The sequence below is a fragment of the Actinophytocola sp. genome (assembly GCF_035634895.1).
Taxonomy (GTDB): Bacteria; Actinomycetota; Actinomycetes; order Mycobacteriales; family Pseudonocardiaceae; genus Actinophytocola.
The window spans coordinates 1-14,030 of the sequence record NZ_DASQCC010000216.1 but is presented as its reverse complement, the minus strand read 5'-3'; the positions used below and the strand labels follow the sequence as shown (position 1 = coordinate 14,030).

The window sequence follows — 14,030 nt, the reverse complement described above, 5'->3', positions numbered from 1 at the left end:
GTCAGCCTCCTCGGATCTGGTCGGCCAGCACCGTGCAGAGCTCGGCCACCCCGGCCGGCACGAGCGGGCATTTCACGGCCTGGACGGCCATGGCCGCCAGGCGCTGGGCGATCCGCCGCACCGCCACGTCCTGCCGTGCGACGAAGGCGGGTGGGTCGTCCAGCTCGAACGACGGGCCCGCCGTCCGGCCGGGCAGTCCCGACGGCATGGTCACGAGCAGCTCGCCGAGCGGGCGCATGACACCGGTCATCACGTCGATGGCGGTGTTCATCAGCCGCGACCGGCGCAGGCTGGTGTCCGGCCCGCCGCCGAAGTGCTGGACCATCAGCCGCAGCATCACCGAGTAGCTCTCGTTGAACAGCCGCATGACCTCCCGCGCGTCGGGGTCCGGCACGTACTGCCTGGTCCGGTCGCCCCGGCGCACGGTCGGGTTCCGGACGGTGGGGTAGGACGGCACCCAGCCATGACGCAGGACCGCGGCGAGGCCCCGGAACGCCTCGTAGTGCGACTCCTCGGCTGGCTCGTCGCCGTCGGCCAGCTCCCCACCCTCGCCCTGCTCGGTGACGACGTCGATCGCGAACAGGGCACTGGTGAGGTCGTCGACCCGCACCTGGTAGTCGGGGTGGCGGTCGTTGAGGGCCGCACGCAGGAAGAGGTGGTGCTCGCCGCCGGTGCGGCCGCGTTCGGTCAGGAACAGGTCCGGAATGTCCCGCAGGCCCTGCCGGATGTCCCGGTACAGCTCGCTGATCGACGAGTAGGTGTGCTCGTCGAGATCGGCCCGCCCCGCCCGGTCACCCAGCAGCACGTCGGTCCGGCCCGCCGGCCGCTCGATCTCGGCGAACCGCTCGACGCTGGCCGGGTTCAGTCGTTCCAGGCAGAGGTCCAGCGGGACGGGCAGGTTCGCGTTGACGGTGCCGAAATCCACGTCCGGGACGTGGAACGGCTCGCCGATGGCCGTGAGGATGTTGTTGACCGCCAGGAAGTGGATCATCTCCTCGCGGGCGATCCTGACCAGCACGCCACGGATCCCGCCGTCGAGCGTCTCGCCGCCGTCGCCACAGGCGGTCCGGAGCTGCTCGGCGGTCCAGTCGCCCGTGCGGACGTACTCCAGGCCCGCGCCGTGTGCCGGCACCGAGTACGCCGCGTACAGGTACTGGAGCATCACGGCCAGCTCCAGCGTGACGCCGTCCCGTAGCGCGGACACGAGCTCCTCGCGGGTCCGGAGTCCTCTGTGGACAGGAGCGGCGGGCACGGTGCGGAGCACGTGCTCGGGTCGCTGCCGTGACCGCAGGTAACGCAGCAGCAGCCCCGCCTTGGGCAGCGTCAGGTCCCGGGTGGGTGGCATGTAGTAGGTCTTGCCCTTGTTGCGGGGATCGCACATCTGCCAGATCAGCTTCGCGTACGTATCGACCTTGCACCGGTCGGCGAGGCTGAAGACCTCCTGCCGCATGAACGAGGAGCGCCGCTCGTAGGGGGCGAGGACCTCGCGGTGCACCAGCTCGAAGGTGATCTCCTCCGGTGGCAGGTCCGCCAGCCACCAGTCGTCGGGCAGCACGCGGACGAACAGGTCGCCGGCCTCGTGGCCGTCGACCGTGAGCACGACCCGGGTCGTGCCCGCCCGGATGCCCCGCAGGACGATTCGCCCGGCCCCGTCGGCTCCCGGGCACGTGACCACACCGTGCACGATCCCGGCCGGGTCGTGGCGCAGCGCCACGTTCGCGACGGGCGCGGGCCTGCCCCGGACGAAGGCGCGGAACCCGACCTCGACGTCGTGCTCGTGGTCGCCGGGATGGCGGGGATGCTCCAGGAACACGCAGGCGTCGTCGACGTGGAGGTTGATCTCCCGCTCCCGGGACAGGATGCGACCGTCGCGTGTGGACGCCAGGAGCAGTGCCTCTCCGGCGGTCCGCAGCTCCGCGTCCCGCGGCGGCGGCAGGTTGAACATGACGTGCCCGTCCGCCACCTCGACCGTGAGCGGGTACGACTCCTCGTCCACCGGCACCAGCAGCCGGCCGGCCGGGTAGGTCCGCGACTCGCCGCGGTGCCACGGCGCGACCGTGCCCCGCAGGTCCCACCGCCGGGGCGCGTCGGGAACCTGCGGCGTCGCCGGGGTGAGGAGCGCGAACTGCACGACGATGCCGTCCGAGAGCATCTCCGCCGCGACGGACCCGGCCACCAGCCACGTCACGTCCTCCCGCGCCACCACGAACTGGTGCACGACCGTGCCCCGGCGGGCGTCGTGCCACCGCGGCGGCGAGAAGCCGTGCACGGCACCGGTGAGCAGGTAGTCCGTGTCGTGCGAGCGGTCGCCCCGGCCGAGGCCGAACTGGCCCACCATCAGTGTGGTGGTCCGGTCCGACGACGGGTCGAGGTCGAAGACGCGGGCGCGGTTCGCGGTCGTCTGCAGGTACTCGTTGTAGTGCCCCCACATGTCCACGCGCCGGCCCACCGCGGGATCGGTCGCGTCGGCCTCGCCGGGCCGGCGCTCCACACCGGACACCGCCGCGTCGATCGCGAAGTGGCCGTTGCCGGGCCCGACGGGCCGCCAGGTCGTCGCCGTGCCCGTGAAGTGCAGGCGGGGCAGGTGGAAGACGCTCACTGTGCCTGCTTGCTCAGCGCCGGCCGGTACCACTCGATGTCGTGCACGGCGTCGATGGCCGACTCGATCGCGCCCTCGATCCACGCCGGCTTCGACGAGCAGTGCTCGCCGGCGAAGAACAGCCGGCCCTGCGGCCGGGCCGCCGCGGCCTGCTGTTCCTGGCAGGTGGCCGCGTCCTGGCTCCAGCGGATCGCCGCCGCGCCGCGGTTCCACGGGTGGTCGCCCCACGCCTGGCTCGCCGAGCCGAGGATCATGCCCGGCTCCCGCAGCCTCGGATGCATCTGGCCGACCTCCCGCTGGATGAGTTGGTACCGGGTCGCCGGCGCGAGCCGGTCGATCTCGTCGGCGTCGGGCCCGATCGTGTAGCTGACGAGCAACACCGCGCCCAGCGACGGGTCGCCGTCCACGGGTGGGTAGTAGGTCTGCCGCGTCAGGCCGCCGGTGAACGAGGCGCCGCCGGTGATCCCGTCCGCGGCCCAGAACGGCTCGCGGCAGTGGAAGGCGATCTTCGTCGCCGGCCAGTACCGGGTCTCGTGGATCACGCTCAGCTTGTCGTCGTCGAATCCGTCCAGGTGCATGGTCCGCAGGACCGGGAACGGGATGGTGCACAGCACGTGGTCGGCGTGCCGGTAGGTGGTGCTGCCGGCGTGGCGCACCCCGACGAGCACGCCGTCGTCCCGCACCGACAGCCCGGTCACCTCGTGGCCGAGCGCGATCGGCCCGCGGACCCGCGCCGCCAGCGCGGCGGTCAGCGCGTCCATGCCGCCACGCAGCCGGACGAGCGCGGCCGTCGTCTCGCCGAGCACGTCGTCGAGGAGACGGTCGTGGCCGTGGGAGATCATCGGCTGGAGGTGCGGGTGGTCGGCGATGACCGCGTGCAGGTCCACTGTGGACCCGTAGGAGTACGGCTCCATGTCGATCCGGTCGACCAGGTCGAGCAGCTCGGTGCTCATGCCGGGCCAGTCCCGGAACTCCCGCGGCGCGATGGCGTTGACGCAGGCGCTCAGCCAGGCGCCGAACAGCAGGGTGCCGTGCCGGTAGCGATGGCTGCCCAGCATCGCGTCGAGCCGCGACACCAGGACGTCGGGCGCCTCGCGTACCCGCACGTGCCCGCCATTCCCGGTGTGCAGCAGGTTGTTGTCGTCGGAGAACAGGGTCCGGAACTCGCGGATCTCGCTCAGCAGGCCCAGCTTGGCGATGTAGTGCAGGGTGCGGGTGTGGTCGGTGCGGACCCGCATCGCGCCGAGCTCGGCGAACGGCGCCCGCTTGCCGGCGCCGAAGCGGTGCGTGTACACGCGCCCGCCGACCCGGTCACTCGCTTCGATGACCTCCACGCGGTGCCCGCGCCGCTCCAGCTCGTACGCGGCGACCAGCCCCGCGGCGCCCGCCCCCAGCACGGTGATCGTCTTGGGCACTCGCATGTCTCATCATCAACTGCTCGGGCCCGGCCCCCACATCCCACAGCGCATCCCCAGAGTGGGTAGCGCTTGACGGCTCCGGTGGCCCCGTCCGGTGTCCCGTATCCCCCAGGCTGACGGTGTTGCCCGCGCACCGTTTCCCTTGAGGCGGTGGGCGGGCAGCGTGGCGGGCATGGCAGGAGCACGAGTGCTGGTCGCGACGACCCCGGCGGACGGCCACGTCAACCCGGTGCTTCCGGTCGTGCGGCAGCTCGTCCGGCGCGGGCACGACGTGCGCTGGTACACGGGCAAGGCCTATCACGACAGGATCCGCGCGGCCGGTGCGACCCCCGAACCCATGTGCGCCGCCCGGGACTTCGGCGGGATGAGCAAGCGGGAGGCGTTCCCGGACCACGCGAACCTGACCGGTCTGGCCAGCTTCCGCGCGGGCATGGCGGACATCTTCTACGGCACCGCGGTCGACCAGCTGGCGGACCTGCGTGGCGTCCTCGCGCGGTTCCCCGCGGACGTCATCGTCTCCGACGACATGTGCTACGGCGCCTGCTTTCTCAGTGAGCACACCGGAATCCCGCAGGCGTGGGTCGGCAACTCCGTCTACCTGCTCGGCAGCAGGGACACCGCGCCGCTCGGCTACGGGCTCGGGCCGTCCGCGTCGTGGCCCGGCCGCCTGCGCAACCGCCTGCTGACCCTGGCGGGCGACCACCTCGCCCTGCGTGCCCTGCGCCACCGCGCGGACGAGGTGCGGGCCGCGGCCGGGCTGCCCCGGCTGCCGGCGAGCGTGCTGGAGAACATCGCCCGCAGGCCGGACCTGTACCTGATGGGCACCGTCGAGTCGTTCGAGTTCCCCCGTTCCGACCTCTTCGCGGGCACGCACTTCGTCGGCCTGCTGGACCAACCCGGCACGGACGCCACCCCGCCCGATTGGTGGCCCGAGCTCCACGGCGGACGGAAGGTCGTGCTCGTGACCCAGGGCACGGTCGCCGACGACACACACCGCCTGCTCCTACCGGCCCTCGAAGCGCTCGCGGACCTGCCGGTGCTCGTCGTGGTGACCACGGGCAACCGTCCACTCGAGACGCCGGTGCCGGCGAACGCCCGCGTCGAGGGATTCGTGCCGTACCACCAGCTTCTTCCGCACGTGGACGTGATGGTGACCAACGGCGGGTTCAACGGCGTCAACGCGGCGCTTGCCCACGGCGTGCCGCTCGTGGTCGCGGGTGCCACCGAGGAGAAGGCCGACGTGGCCAGGCGCGTGACGTGGACCGGTGCGGGAGTCGCGCTCAGAGGCGTTACCCCGCAACGCGTCCGGCGCGCGGTCGGCGGCGTGCTCGACGACGCCAGGTACCGCGACGCCGCCACCCGGCTGCAGAAGGAGTACCTCGCGCAGGACGGTCCGCGCCACGCCGCGGACCTGGTCGAGGGCATGGTCCGGCGGTGAGGGCCGAGGAGCTGCTGGACGCGCCGCACGTCGACGTCCCGACCGTGCCCGCGCCGGTCGACTGCATGCCCAGCCTCGTCGCGGCGGGCCGCACGGCCCCGGTCGTCAAGGTCGACTACTACGGCGGCACCGCATGGGCCGTCTGCGACATGGACCTCGTGCGCACGGCCCTCACGGACCGGCGGCTGTCCAAGGACATCGAGCTGACCCCGGAGTGGATGCGGGTGCCCGGCGTCATGCTCGGCTCCCAGCCCCGCGCGGACGTCGCCCGCACGATGGTGATGAGCGAAGGGCCGGCGCACGCCCGGATCCGGCGGCTGCACGCGCGGATCTTCACGCCCCGCAACACCGAGGAGTGGGGCGCGCGGCTGGTCACGCTCGCCGAGACGTTGCTGGCCGAGCTGACCGGCGAGGTGAACCTGGTCGAGCACTACACCTACCCGCTCCCGCTGGGGTTCATCTGCGAGATGCTCGGCCTGCCGGCGGAGCTGCACCCGGTGATGCGGCGGGCCACCGACGACATCATCTACTCACCCGACCAGGCCGTGCGGACCGCCGGCGTCGGCGCACTGGCCGGCGCGGTCGCCGGCTGGGCCGCCGACCCCGGCCCGTTGCGCGACGGCCTGATCACGGGGCTGATCGCGGACGAGTCGATCACCCTCGACGAGGTCGTCACCTGGACGGTCGGCCTCGTCATGGCCGGCTACGAGTCCACCGCGAGTCTCATCGCCGCGGCGATCCTGGAGGCACTGCGCCGGCCACCGGACCGGCGGCCACGCACCGAGGCGGAGATCGACCGGTGGATCGAGGAGACGCTGCGGGTGCACCCGCCGTTCCCGCACGCGACCTGGCGGTTCGCCACCGAGGACGTCGACCTCGGCGGCTACCTCATCCCCAGGGGCGCACCCGTGCAGATCAACGTGGCCGCGGCGAACCGGTGTCCACACGCGGACGACTTCGACCCGGACGCGGCCCGCGACCACATCAGCTTCGGGCTCGGCCACCACTACTGCCTCGGCGCACCGCTGGCCCGCCTGGAGGCCAGGGTCGCGCTGTCCGCGTTCCTGCCGCGTTTCCCGCACGCCCGGCTGAGCGGGACCACCGAGGTGCGCTGGGAGTCCGAGTGGATGACCCGCCGCATCAGCGTGCTTCCCGTCGTGCTCGATGACGAAAGGTACGACCGATGAGCGGAGCTACCGGAACGAGTCACCGAGATCCCGGTGCCGTCAGGATCGAGGAGGTGCTCGCCGTCGCGGCGCGGCCGGATCATGCCGCCGTCGCCGGCCTCGGCCCCGCCACGGTCGCCGAGCTCGTGCTGACCGAGGTGGCCGCGCTGGCCCAGCTGCTGCCCGGGCCGGAGGAGAAGGTGCCGGTCCAGTGGGACCTCGGCTTCGGCGCGGACCGGCTCGGGTACGTCATGACGGACGCGACCGTCGAACCCGGCTGGTACGACGGCGCCGACGTGGTGATCCGCCAGGACCTCACCGAGCTGCTCGGCGCGGTGTACGGCGAGCCGGGAAAGCATGACACCACAAGGGAGATCGTCCTCAACGCCTCGGACGGGCCGCCGGGCGCGGACCCGGACGGCACCGGCGCGCGCCGGCGGGCGCAGGCGATCGCGGCGGCCAGGGCGGCGAGCCACGCCGCGACCCAGAACCCGGCCGACCTCACCGAGCTGGCGATCGCCAGCGGCGCGGACAAGTGGGGCCGGCACTACTACACGGCGATCTACGAGCGCTACCTCGGCGGCTTCCGCGACCGCCCGGTCCGCGTGCTCGAGATCGGCTGCGACCGCGGCGAGTCGCTGCGCATGTGGACGCACTACTTCCGCCGCGGACAGCTGGTGCGCGTCGACTCGAAGGACAAGTCGCTGGTCACGCCCCCACGGGTGCGTGCCGTCCACGGCGCCCAGGACGACACCGGGTTCCTCGCCTCGCTCGCGGACCTCGGCCCGTTCGACGTCGTCATCGACGACGGCAGCCACCTCAACCACCATGTCATCGCGTCGTTCGCCGCGTTGTTCCCGCACGTGCGGCCCGGCGGTCGCTACGTGATCGAGGACATCGGCGCCTCCTACTGGCCCGGGTGGGGTGGCAGCAGCACCGACCTCGGCTCGCCGGCCACCACGGTCGGGTTCGTGAAGACCCTGCTGGACGGGCTGAACCACCAGCAGCTCGTCCGGGACGGCGAGTACGAGCCGACGCTCACCGACCGGACGGTCTCCGGCGTCTGCGTGCACCACAACATCGCGTTCGTCGAGAAGGGACTCAACACCGAACGCGGCGCGCCGGCCTGGGTCACCAACGCCGAGTCGGCGCTGTTCCTGTGAGGAGAACGAGCATGCTGCCGGAGTTCCCGTTCGTGCGGTCGAGCGCGCCGGACACCGACACGCTCGGCGTCGAGCTGGCCGAACACGCCCCCGTCACGCGGGCCAGCTACCGCGGCGCCGAGATCTGGGTCGCGCTGTCCAGCCACGCCGCACGCCAGGTCGTGACCGACCCCCGGTTCTCCCGGCGGGCGGCGGTGGAGCCGGCGGGCCCGAAGGTCGGCAACGCCGTGCCGGACCTGCTGATCAGCATGGACGGCGAGGAGCACGCGCACGCCCGGCGCCTGTTCGCCAAGGCGTTCACCCCGCGCATGGTGGCGCGGATGCGGCCCTGGATCACCGGCCTCGTCAGTGACCTGCTCGACGCGGTCGAGCGCAAGGGACCCCCGCTGGACCTGGTCGAGCACTTCACCGCGCCCCTGCCGGTGACGGTGATCTGCCAGCTGCTCGGCGTGCCGTACGCGGACCGGGACCAGTTCATGGCGTGGACCGACCGGATGTTGGGCGACACCGGCTTCACACCCGACGAGATCGCCGAGGGCATCGGCAACCTCCAGCGGTACATGGCGAAGCTCGTCGAGCGGAAGCGCCGCGAGCCCGGCGACGACCTCACCACCGAGCTGATCGCGGTGGGCGGGATCACCGAGGACCAGCTGGTCAACAACCTGTTCCTGATGCTGGGCGCCGGTCACGACACGACGCTCAAGCAGCTGTCCAACTCGCTGCTGCTCCTGCTGTCGCGCCGGCACGAGTACGTGTGGCTGGTCGAGGATCCCGGCCTGGTCCCGGGGGCGGTCGAGGAGCTGCTGCGTTACCTGCTCCTGTCGCCGACGGGATTGCTCGTGCGGGTCGCGGTCGAGGACGTCGAGCTGGGCGGTGAGTGGATCCGCGCCGGTGAGACCGTCGCCGTGCTGCACCACGTCGCCAACCGCGACCCGGCCGTGTTCGCGTGTCCGAACGAGCTGGACCTCACGCGCCCCGAGGCGAACAAGCACCTGTCGTTCGGCGCGGGGCCGCACTTCTGTCTCGGTGCCCCGCTGGCGCGGCTGGAGCTGACGACCGCGCTGACACAGCTCACGGAGCGGCTGCCCGGGCTGCGGCTCGCGGTGCCCGCCGCCGAGGTGCCGTGGAAAGAGGGTGGCCTGCAGCGTGGGCCGCGGGCGCTGCCCGTCGAGTGGTGACCGGGAGCGGCGCGACCCGTCCAACACAGGAGGAACAACATGGCCGACTTGCCGCTCTTCCCGTTCGTGCTGCGCGAGGCGGACGAGGACGATCCCGTCGCGCTCGGGTTCCGCGACCAGGCGCCGCTGGTGCGTGCCGTCACCGAGGAGGGCACCGAGGCGTGGGTCGCGCTGACCTACGAGACCGCCCGGCAGGTGATCACCGACCCACGCATGAGCCGGCCGGCGGCCTTCGCGCCGCGGGCGCCGAGGACCACGCCCGCCCAGGCCGCGCCGGAGATGCTGCCGAGCCTGGACGGGGCGGAGCACGCCAGGGTCCGGCGGCTGATGGTGAAGGCGTTGTCGCCCGCGGCACAGGAACGTCAGCGACCCGCGATCCGTCAGCTGGTCGGCAAGCTGCTCGACGGGTTCACCGACAAGCCGCTCGACCTGCTGGCGAGCTTCCTGACGCCGTTGCCGGTGACCGTGATCTGCCAGCTGTACGGGGCGCCCGAGCAGGACTGGGACAGGTTCGCGCAGTGGGCCGAGCACATCCAGCGGACCACGTCGTTCACCGCCGTCGAGATCATGGAGTCGGCGGCCGAGCTGGAGAAGTACGGCTATGACCTGGTCAAGCTCAAGCGTGAGCGGCCGGGCGAGGACTTCACCACCGACCTGATCCGGGTGCGCGACGGGGACGCCGGCCTGTCCGACGCCGAGATCGTGCAGAACCTGCTGATGATCCTGGTCGCCGCGAACGACGCCTCGCTGAAGGAGATGGCGGTCTGCTTCACCGCGCTTCTCAAGCGCCCCAAGCACTACACGTGGCTGGTGGCGCATCCGGACGCCGTGCGGACCGCGGTCGAGGAGCTGGTCCGGTTCTCCCGGCTGTCCCGCAGCGGCCTGCCGATCCGCATCGCGCAGGAGGACGTCGAGATCGGCGGCCAGCGGATACGCACGGGCGAGGGCGTGATTCCCCTGCACCACCTCGCACATCGCGACGCGAGCGTGTTCGCCGAGCCGGACACGCTCGACCTGACCCGCCGGGAGGCGGCCCGGCACCTCGGCTTCGGCGGCGGCGCGCACTACTGCACCGGGGCGCCGCTCGCCCGCGTGATGATGCAGGAAGCCCTTGCTGGGCTGGTGAACCGCTTTCCCACGCTGCGGTTGGCCGTGCCGTGGGAGGACCTCGAGTGGCAGGAGGGCGGCCTGCTGCGTTCCCCCAAGACGATCCCCGTCGAGTGGTGACCCATCGATCCAGGAGTTCTCCATGACACAGCAAGGAGTTTTCGACGGCGTCTTCGACAAGGTCGCCGGCGAGTACGACACGGCAGGCGTGGTCTTCTTCAAGCCGCTGGCCGAGCGGCTGGTCTCACATCTCGGGATCTCCCCGGGGGCCCGCGTGCTCGACGTCGGATGCGGCCGTGGCGCCGTGACGTTTCCGCTTGCCGAGGCGGTCGGGCCGGCGGGGGAGGTGTACGCGATCGACCTGTCACGGGAAATGGTCGAGGCCGTGTCCGCCGCAGCCGCGGGCCGCGACAACATCCTCGTGCGGCAGATGGACGGCGTGGACCCGACGTTCGCGCCCGGTGACTTCGACGCGATCACCGGGAGCATGAGCATCATCCTGCTGCGGGACCTGCCCACGGCGTTGGGCAACTACGTCCAGCTGCTCAAGCCCGGCGGGACGCTGGCGTTCACCGCCCCCGACACCCGCAACCAGGAGGGCGCGTGGCAGTCCGGGCCGGTCGACATCGGCAAGCTGGCGGCCGCGATCCCGGCCGAGGTGATGGCCGCGAACCCCATGCTGGCCAGGCTGGTCGAGGGCAACCTGCTGGACCTGTCGGCCATGCCCGAGGTGCTGGCGGGGGCGGGGTTCGTCGACGTGGTGGAGCACCGCGAGGAGGTGGCGGTGGTCGCCGAGTCACCGGAGAGCGTCGTGCGCTGGACGCAGCAGCACGGCATGCGTGCCGTGTGGGACTTCGTGCCCGAGGAGAACAGGGCGGCCGTCGAACGGGAGCTGGTCGCCGACGCGACCGCCGCGGCGGACGCCGACGGGCGCGTGCGGTTCGGCTTCCCCGTCGCCTACTTCCTGGCGCACTCGCCGCGGTCCGCCTGCCCGTTCGCATAGAAGGAGAATCCCGTGACTGCCGCCGTCGACGCGCTGGAAGAGCTGGCGCGACCGGAACATCGTGGCAACCCGTACCCGTTCCTGCACTGGCTGCGGGAGAACGACCCGGTGCACCGGACGCGGGCCGGGTTCTACCTGATCAGCAACTACGACGACGTGTTCTACACGATGCAGCACACCGGGACGGCGTTCACCGTGCCGGAGCAGGACGCGATGGCGGCGGACCTGCCGCCGTCGAAGCGTGACCACCCGTCGATCACCAAGCAGCTGGCCGCGTTCGCGGCGAAGAACATGCCGCACTACACCCGGCTGCGGTCGGTGATGGCACGCGACATGACCGCGGCGCGGGTACGGCACCTGAGGCCGCGGATCGAGGAGCACCTGGACCGCATCCTGGCCGGGCTGGGGGAGCGGCTGGCCGCGGGCGAGGTGGTGGACCTGCACACCGAGGTGTCGATGCCGCTGACACAGTTCGTGTTCGCCGAGCGGGTGGGCGTGCCGGCGGAGGACAAGACGTGGATCGCGGACACGATCGCCCTGATGATGCAGGCACTGGTGACGTCCTCCGAGGAGGTCATGCTGGCCGCCGACGAGGCGAGCGATCAGGTGGAGGAGTACTTCCGGGAGCGCGTGGCGGAACGCCGGCAGGCGCCGAGGGACGACATGATCTCCCGGCTGGTCAAGGTCCACGACAGCTACGCGCCGGACGACGACCGGTTGCTGATCGCGATCCTGTGGATCATGTGGATGACCGGCTACGAGAGCACGATCGCCGGGATCGACAGGGGAATGCAGTCCTATCTGGACCATGCCGAGTACCGGGACTGGCTGGACGGCGACGAACCCCGCGTCCAGTCCTTCGTGGAGGAGACCCTTCGGCACGACGGCGTGGTGCTGTACACGCCGATTCCCCGGATAGCCCTGGACGACGTGGACATGTCCGACACGACGATCCCGGCGGGTTCGTCCGTCCGGATGCTGCTGGCATCGGCGAACCGCGACCCACAGGTGTTCCCGGACCCGGACCGTTTCGACCCGACCCGCAACACCCACCGCATGCTGAACATGGGTTATGGAATGTTCCACTGCAGCGGCGCGGCCCTGGGCCGCGCGGAAATGGCGATCACCCTGACCGGCCTGAAATCCCGTTTCCCGACGCTGACCGCGGCCGAAACGCCGACCTGGAGCGACATAATCGAAACCCGCTGCGTGACCCGGCTACCGGCTCGCCTGGCCTGACCTGGCTATTCCCCCTACCCTGATATCAGGGATTTTCCCGGATCCCTGTCATCGACGTGAGCGATAGCGTCGATGACAACCGGGGCATATCAGGGGGATGGTCATGGGGATCAGGAAGTTCGTCGTCGCTTTTCCGGCGCTGGTCGTGCTCGCGGCCTGCGGGACCATTACTCCTTCGGTCGCCAACGAGGGCAGCGGGCATCCACATGCCGGGCCACCGCCGAAGGCGGCGGCGTTGCGGGCCGGGGAGCGGTTCGAGGAGGTGGGGCTCGCGCGGCCGTACCAGCCGGTCCCGCCCGCCGGGGGCACCGACGAGTACCGGTGTTTCCTGATCGACCCCAAGATCAAGGAGCCCGCCTACCTGACCGGCACTCAGTTCCTCCCGCAGAACCGCGACATCGTGCACCACGGGATCTTCTACGAGATCCCCGCCGACGAGGTCGACGAGGCCAAGCGCCTGGACGACAGCACGAAAGGCGACGGCTGGCAGTGCTTCGGCGACAGCGGGCTGGAGGAGGACCGGTCGAGCTACATCGGCGCGTGGGCTCCCGGACACGACGAGAAGCTGATCGGCGAGCGCACCGGGTACCGGTTGACGCCGGGCAGCCGGATCGTGCTTCAGGTGCACTACAACCTGTTGGCCACCAACGGGAAACCGGGGGCGACCGACCGGTCGTCGATCCGGCTGCGCCTGCTGCCCGGGACGGCGGACGCGACACCGTTGCTGGGGACGTTGCTGCCGGGCCCGATCGAGCTGCCATGCGCGCCGGCGGAGTCCGGCCCCCTGTGCGACCGCGACGCGGCGATCGCGGACCTGGCGAAGCGGACCGGCGCCGGCGCGCGGGACGAGGTCGACGGGCTCAACCAGTACTGCAACCAGGGGAGGAAGCCGGTACCCGGGAACACGCAGCACTGCGACCACCAGATCCCCCAGCCGGCGCTGCTGTACGCGATCACGCCGCACATGCACCTGCTCGGCCGGTCGATGACGGTCGAGCTGAACCCGGGCACGCCCAACGCGCGGACGCTGCTGGACCAGCCCGCGTACAACTTCGACGACCAGTCGGAACAGGTCCTGCCCCAACCGGTCCGCCTGAACCCGGGCGATACGGTACGGGTCACCTGCACCCACGACGCCACCCTGCGGTCGAAGCTGCCACAGCTCAAGCGGTTGAAGCCGCGCTATGTGGTCTGGGGCGACGGCACCAGCGACGAGATGTGCCTGGCCATTTTGACGGTGACCACCAAGGTCTGACACGACGGGTGACGGTGGCGCTACCCGACGTGATGCGCCTAGTCCGTCGTCACCCGTTCGAGCCGCTCGGCAGCAGGAGCAGGAGAAGGCCCCCCGCCCCCGGCCGCTCCTGCTCCTGCTGCCGGCCGCTGCGGGCCGGGCCCTGCCGCTCCCTGCTCCCTGCTCCGGCTGCCGGCCGCTGCCGCTGCCGCTGCCGCTGCCGCTGCCGCTGCCGGCCGCTGCCGCTGCCGGCTCCCGCTGCCGCTCCCGCTGTCGGCCGCTGCGGGCCCTGCCGCTGCCGCTCCCGCCGCTCCCACTCCTGCTCCCGCTGCCTCGTCCGGCCGGTGCCGGATGCCGCTCCCACCGCCGCCCCCTCTGCCGGCCGCTGCGGACCCCTGCCGCTGCCGCTGCAGGCCGATGCCGGGTGCCGGTGCCGGACGTTGGTCGGGCATGTGCACGAAACCGCAACTCGGTGTGTTTGAACG

At 71.5% G+C, this 14,030-nt stretch carries 11 protein-coding genes; 8 read left to right on the top strand and 3 right to left on the bottom strand.

Features of this window, described 5'->3' with window-relative positions; all coding sequences use genetic code 11:
- Window position 1: 1 nt before the first annotated feature.
- Together VET29_RS33090 and VET29_RS33085 are read right to left on the bottom strand one after the other, a co-directional pair.
- Entirely contained in the window at window positions 2–2,599 is a 2,598-nt protein-coding gene (locus tag VET29_RS33090) for a ferritin-like domain-containing protein (RefSeq protein ID WP_324928095.1), read from the bottom strand.
- Window positions 2,596–4,020, bottom strand: coding sequence for an NAD(P)/FAD-dependent oxidoreductase (locus VET29_RS33085; protein WP_324928093.1), 1,425 nt, complete (start codon window positions 4,018–4,020; stop codon window positions 2,596–2,598). The genes VET29_RS33090 and VET29_RS33085 overlap by 4 nt, the downstream gene beginning before the upstream one ends.
- A gap of 169 nt (window positions 4,021–4,189) precedes the next feature.
- On the opposite strand from VET29_RS33085, the gene VET29_RS33080 reads away from it, so the two are divergent.
- The 8 genes from VET29_RS33080 to VET29_RS33045 all read left to right on the top strand — a co-directional run bounded on the left by VET29_RS33080 (window position 4,190) and on the right by VET29_RS33045 (window position 13,566).
- Window positions 4,190–5,455, top strand: coding sequence for a glycosyltransferase (locus VET29_RS33080; RefSeq protein WP_324928091.1), 1,266 nt, complete (start codon window positions 4,190–4,192; stop codon window positions 5,453–5,455).
- The gene (locus tag VET29_RS33075; RefSeq protein WP_324928087.1) at window positions 5,452–6,642 is read left to right on the top strand and encodes a cytochrome P450; all 1,191 of its coding nucleotides are present in this window, start codon (window positions 5,452–5,454) and stop codon (window positions 6,640–6,642) included. Before VET29_RS33080 ends, VET29_RS33075 begins: the two co-directional genes overlap by 4 nt.
- Entirely contained in the window at window positions 6,639–7,784 is a 1,146-nt protein-coding gene (locus VET29_RS33070) for a class I SAM-dependent methyltransferase (protein WP_324928084.1), read from the top strand. The genes VET29_RS33075 and VET29_RS33070 overlap by 4 nt, the downstream gene beginning before the upstream one ends.
- An 11-nt stretch (window positions 7,785–7,795) precedes the next feature.
- Window positions 7,796–8,962, top strand: a complete 1,167-nt coding sequence (locus VET29_RS33065) for a cytochrome P450 (protein WP_324928081.1) — start codon at window positions 7,796–7,798, stop codon at window positions 8,960–8,962.
- 39 nt (window positions 8,963–9,001) lie between these two features.
- On the top strand, window positions 9,002–10,189 hold the full coding sequence (locus VET29_RS33060; protein WP_324928078.1) for a cytochrome P450: 1,188 nt from the start codon (window positions 9,002–9,004) through the stop codon (window positions 10,187–10,189).
- 22 nt (window positions 10,190–10,211) lie between these two features.
- Window positions 10,212–11,072, top strand: a complete 861-nt coding sequence (locus VET29_RS33055) for a class I SAM-dependent methyltransferase (protein WP_324928076.1) — start codon at window positions 10,212–10,214, stop codon at window positions 11,070–11,072.
- A gap of 12 nt (window positions 11,073–11,084) precedes the next feature.
- Entirely contained in the window at window positions 11,085–12,311 is a 1,227-nt protein-coding gene (locus VET29_RS33050) for a cytochrome P450 (protein ID WP_324928073.1), read from the top strand.
- Between the two features lie 103 nt (window positions 12,312–12,414).
- The gene (locus tag VET29_RS33045; RefSeq protein ID WP_324928069.1) at window positions 12,415–13,566 is read left to right on the top strand and encodes a hypothetical protein; all 1,152 of its coding nucleotides are present in this window, start codon (window positions 12,415–12,417) and stop codon (window positions 13,564–13,566) included.
- Window positions 13,567–13,615: 49 nt separating this feature from the next.
- Here the strand turns inward: VET29_RS33045 and VET29_RS33040 are convergent, their stop codons facing one another.
- The gene (locus VET29_RS33040) at window positions 13,616–13,909 is read right to left on the bottom strand and encodes a hypothetical protein (RefSeq protein ID WP_324928066.1); all 294 of its coding nucleotides are present in this window, start codon (window positions 13,907–13,909) and stop codon (window positions 13,616–13,618) included.
- Window positions 13,910–14,030 lie beyond the last annotated feature (121 nt).

Coding starts and splice junctions, on each gene's coding strand:
- VET29_RS33060 (WP_324928078.1), top strand. CDS start 9,002: ATGGCCGACTTGCCGCTCTTCCCGTTCGTGCTGCGCGAGGCGGACGAG.
- VET29_RS33055 (WP_324928076.1), top strand. CDS start 10,212: ATGACACAGCAAGGAGTTTTCGACGGCGTCTTCGACAAGGTCGCCGGC.
- VET29_RS33045 (WP_324928069.1), top strand. CDS start 12,415: ATGGGGATCAGGAAGTTCGTCGTCGCTTTTCCGGCGCTGGTCGTGCTC.
- VET29_RS33085 (WP_324928093.1), bottom strand. CDS start 4,020: ATGCGAGTGCCCAAGACGATCACCGTGCTGGGGGCGGGCGCCGCGGGG.
- VET29_RS33070 (WP_324928084.1), top strand. CDS start 6,639: ATGAGCGGAGCTACCGGAACGAGTCACCGAGATCCCGGTGCCGTCAGG.
- VET29_RS33065 (WP_324928081.1), top strand. CDS start 7,796: ATGCTGCCGGAGTTCCCGTTCGTGCGGTCGAGCGCGCCGGACACCGAC.
- VET29_RS33080 (WP_324928091.1), top strand. CDS start 4,190: ATGGCAGGAGCACGAGTGCTGGTCGCGACGACCCCGGCGGACGGCCAC.